The 5,015-nt window shown below is 62.7% G+C and carries 2 protein-coding genes; both read left to right on the forward strand.

What is annotated here, in order from left to right:
- A partial coding sequence (locus ACIBJI_RS42450) for a type I polyketide synthase (RefSeq protein WP_397088841.1) occupies positions 1-3,159 on the forward strand: 3,159 nt, incomplete at its 5' end.
- Between the two features lie 22 nt (positions 3,160-3,181).
- The coding region (locus ACIBJI_RS42455) for a type I polyketide synthase (RefSeq protein WP_397088843.1) at positions 3,182-5,015 on the forward strand (1,834 nt) is incomplete at its 3' end.

Here is a 5,015-nt window from a genome sequence, read left to right on the forward strand (position 1 = left end):
CCGATGTTGGCTGAGTTCGCGACGGTGATCGAGGGTTTGGTGTTCAACCGGCCGAGTATCGCGTTGGTGTCGACGGTGACTGGTGTGCGTGTTGTGGATGAGATGTGTGATGTGTCGTATTGGGTGGGTCAGGTTCGTGACACGGTGCGCTTCGCTGACGCTGTTCGAACGGCCGTGGACTTGGGCGTAGTGCGGTTCGCGGAGGTCGGACCGGATGCCGTGCTGTTTCCGATGGTCAACCAGATCCTCGATGGCGCAGAGACAACGGCATTGACGAGTGCGGCTGCAACCGTGGTGGCGTTGGCTCGTCGGGATCGGGCTGATGCCTCGGTGCTGTTGGGTGGGGTGGCCGGGTTGTTCGTCTCGGGTGCCGATGTGGACTGGGCCGGCATGTATGCCGGTACGGGAGCGCAGCGAATTGCTTTGCCCACCTATGCTTTTCAGCGTCGACGGTATTGGATGATCGAAGCGGCCGCTGCTGTCGGTGGTGGGGCTCGGGCGATGGGTTTTGTGGCTACCGAGCATCCTTTGATCTCGGCAGTCGTGTCGCAACCGGATTCCGACGGAGTCGCTCTCAGTGGACGCTTGTCGGTGCAGGCGCAACCGTGGCTGGCCGATCACAAGGTGATGGACACGGTGTTGTTTCCCGGTACCGGCTTTGTCGAGCTCGTTTTGCATGCCGGGGAACAGGTCGGCTGCTCGATTCTGGAAGAGCTGGTGCTGCAAGCGCCATTGGTGTTGCCGGAGACCGGTGGGGTTGCGGTACGCGTGGTGATCGGTGACCAGGACGAGACGGGTCATCGGTCTGTGCGGGTCTTCTCCTGCCCTGACGGTGCTGCGGATACGACGCCATCGTGGACGTTGCACGCGGACGGCGTTCTTGCCCGGGGTGAGACGGTGGCCGATTTCGATCTGGTTTCGTGGCCGCCGGTTGGCGCCACTGCTGTTGATATCGATGGTGTTTACGACGTGCTCGATGCCCAGGGGTATCAGTACGGTCCGGTGTTTCAGGCGTTGACATCGGTATGGCGTGGGACCGAAGGAATCTATGCCGAGGTCGCTTTGCCCGAACAAGCCCGTGCCGAGGCAGGTGGTTTCGGCTTGCATCCTGCGTTGCTCGACGCGGCTTTGCATGCTTTGCGTTCAGCTGGGGATATGCGCACAGATGAAGTCGCGCTGCCGTTCGAGTGGTCGGGCGTCAGTGTGTATGCGGCCGGGGCTGATGCGTTGCGAGTTCGGGTCACTCGGAGAGGTGAGCACGGCGTTGCTCTGGATCTCGCGGATTCGACGGGCGTCCCGGTGGCATCCGTGCGGCATTTTGCGTCTCGACCGATAGATCCCGCGCAGCTCACTTCCGGTGTGTCCGGCGTCCGGAATGCGTTGTTCCAGGTTGGCTGGACACCGATCTCGGTGCCCGAAGTCGAGGTGACCGCAGTGCGGTGGGGGGATCTAGGCGAGGATGTCCCGGCAGTGGTGGTGTTGGACTGTCCGACCGGTAATGATCCGGCTGCGGTCCATTCCGCGACCCACGAGGTTCTGGAGGTTCTTCAGGCCTGGACGACAACGCCTCGATTCGCTGATTCGGTGTTGGTGGTCCGAACCAGTGGTGCGGTATCGGTTGCGGGGGAAGATATTACGAATCTTGCCGGTGCCGCCGTGTCTGGTCTGGTTCGTTCCGCACAGACCGAACATCCTGGCCGGATCGTGTTGATCGACACCGATTCCGGACTCGACGGGTTGCTGGGTGGGGTGCTGGCTGCGGCGGAACCGCAGGTTGCCGTGCGTGATGGACAGGTTCACCTGGCACGTCTGGCCCGAATGACGTCCGCTCAGGCGGCCGCCGCGACCCCCGACGCTTTCGCCTCCGACGACACTGTTCTGGTCACCGGTGCGACTGGGTTGCTCGGTGGGTTGTTCGCCCGGCACCTGGTCACCGCACGCGGTGTGCGTCGTTTGCTGCTGTTGAGTCGTCGTGGTGGATCCGCGCCCGAGGCCGCCGAGTTGCGTGCCGAGTTGGAGCGACTCGGTGCCCAAGTCGAGTTCGTCGCGTGCGATGCCGCTGATCGTGATGCATTGGCTGCGGTACTGGCCAATGTTCCTGCCGGTCATCCACTTACGGGTGTGTTCCACATGGCCGGTGTGCTCGACGACGGTGCGATCGGTTCGCTTACCCCGGACCGGTTGGACACGGTATTGGGCCCCAAGGTCGATGCCGCCCTGCACCTGCACGAATTGACCCGGGACCGCCGGTTGAAGGCATTCGTATTGTTCAGTTCCGTGGCCGGGACGTTCGGCAACGCTGGGCAAGGCAACTATGCGGCGGCCAATGCGTGTTTGGATGCGTTGGCGGCGCATCGCAGGGCGTCCGGTCGGTCCGGCCAGTCCCTTGCGTGGGGTTTGTGGGGCATGGACGGCGGTATGGCCGCCGACCTCGATGCCGTTGACCGGCAGCGGATAACTCGCTCCGGTGTGCTGCCGCTCTCGGAAGAACAAGGTCTCGCACTGTTCGACGTGGCGACCCGGATCGATGCGGCGACGCTGGTTCTTGCCCATGTGGATCTGGATGGCATGCGCGTCACGGGATCGGCCTCGACCTTGTTCACAGATCTGATCCCGCAGCGTCGCAAAGCAGCCTCGGGCGCGGCTGTGGCATTGCGTGCTCGTTTGGCCAACGCGCCGGAAAACGAGCGCTTCGGGGTGCTGGAGGAGATTGTTCGCGGCCAGGTCGCGGCGATCCTGGGTCATCAGAACCCGAATGCGGTCGAGGTGGACAAGGCGTTCAGCGAGTTGGGTTTCGATTCGGTCACCGCTGTCGAGTTCCGCAATGCCCTGAAAACTGTGACGGGTTTGCAGCTGCCCGCGACTCTGGTGTTCGACTATCCGACACCACAGGTCCTGGCCGACTACCTCTGTGAGGAACTCACCGACCACAACTCCGACGAGTCGGCCGATCTGCCGGAAAACGATATTCGTCGAGCCCTTCAAACAATTCCGCTCACCCGTCTCCAGGAGGCGGGCCTGCTGGATGCGCTGATGAAGCTTGCGCAGGGCCAGGAAAGAAATGGCGAAATCGATCACAGCATCGCGGATGAATCGATTGACGCGCTCGAGATCGACGACCTGATCGATCTGGCTTTCAACAGCTCATCCGAGGACTGACTAGGAAGACCTGGAATCAATCATGACGAACCCCGATGACAAGACCCAGAAGCTAGCGCAGGCGTTGCGTGTCTCGCTCAAGGAGACCGAGCGATTGCGTGCTCGAAACCGCAAGCTCGACGCGGCCCTTCGCGAGCCGATTGCGATTGTTGGCATGGCGTGCCGGTATCCGGGTGGGGTGGATTCGCCGGAGGACCTGTGGCGGTTGGTCGCGGAGGGGGGCGATGCGACGTCGGAGTTTCCGGCAAATCGCGGTTGGGATGTAGCACGTCTCTACGATCGAACCGGTCGAACGCCGGGTAGCACCTACACCCGCGAGGGCGGTTTCCTGCATTCGGCTGGAGAATTCGATCCCGCGTTCTTCGGTATCAGTCCCAATGAGGCCGCGTTGATGGATCCGCAGCAGTTCTTGTTGTTGGAGACTTCGTGGGAGGCGTTGGAGCGGTCCGGCGTCGACGCCGGTTCGCTGCGTGGCAGTTCGACCGGCGTTTTCACCGGCATGATGTATCACGACTACCCGGCCAACGCGAATGCGGGAGCTATTGCCTCCGGTCGAGTTTCGTACGTTTTCGGCTTCGAGGGGCCGTCCGTCACGGTGGATACGGCGTGTTCGTCGTCGTTGGTGGCGATGCATTTGGCTGCGCAGTCGCTGCGGTCGGGTGAGTGTGATCTGGCGTTGGCCGGTGGTGTGACGGTGATGGCCACCCCGGAGACCTTCGTCGAGTTCAGTCGTCAGCGGGGTTTGTCGGCGGATGGGCGGTGCAAGTCCTTCGCGGATGCGGCCGACGGTGTGGGGTGGTCCGAGGGTGTTGGTGTCCTGGTACTGGAGCGTTTGTCTGACGCGCAGCGCAATGGTCATCAGGTTTTGGCGGTGGTTGCTGGTTCGGCGGTGAATCAGGATGGTGCGTCTAATGGTTTGACCGCGCCGAATGGTCCCTCGCAGCGTCGGGTCATCCGCCAGGCGTTGGCGAATGCCGGTATCTCAGCGGTCGATGTGGATGTGGTGGAGGCCCATGGCACGGGTACCACGTTGGGTGATCCGATCGAGGCGCAGGCGTTGCTGGCGACGTATGGGCAGGAGCGGGGTGCGGATCGTCCGTTGTGGTTGGGTTCGTTGAAGTCCAATATCGGTCATGCCCAGGCCGCGGCGGGTGTGGGTGGTGTGATCAAGATGGTGATGGCGATGCGCCACGGTGTGTTGCCGATGACGCTGCATGTCGACCAGCCCAGCACCAAAGTCGATTGGACTCGAGGCAATATCGAGTTGCTGACCGAGCCGCAGTCGTGGCCGGAGGTGGATCGGCCGCGTCGTGCTGGTGTGTCCTCGTTCGGGATCAGCGGCACCAACGCTCACGTAATCGTCGAACAAGCCCCTGTGATCGAGCCGGTGGCGGACCCGGTGGCGCGGATCGCTCCGGCTGGAGGCCTGCTGCCCTGGGTGGTTTCGGCGCGTAGTGGTGAGGCTCTTGGCGATCAGGCTGCTCGTTTGATGTCGCATGTGGGCGACCACGATCCGGTGGATGTCGGTTTCTCGCTGGCGTCGACGCGTGGTGTGTTCGAGCATCGCGGGGTTGTGGTGGCCGAGGGTCGTGATGGTCTGTTGGCGGGTGTGCGTGCGTTGGCTGGCGGTGTGCAGGTTTCGGGTGTGGTGTCTGGTCGTGTGGTGTCGGGTTCGACGGGGTTGGTGTTTTCGGGTCAGGGTGCGCAGTGGGCGGGTATGGCCGCTGAGCTCCATGGTGCGTATCCGGTGTTCGCCGAGGTTTTCGATGTGATTGTTGCTGAGTTGGATCCGTTGCTGGGGCAGTCGGTTTCGCTGGGTGTGGCGTTGGTGTCTGAGGATCTGGTGGATCGGACGG

Source organism: Nocardia sp. NPDC050408 (genome assembly GCF_044458905.1).
Taxonomy (GTDB): Bacteria; Actinomycetota; Actinomycetes; order Mycobacteriales; family Mycobacteriaceae; genus Nocardia.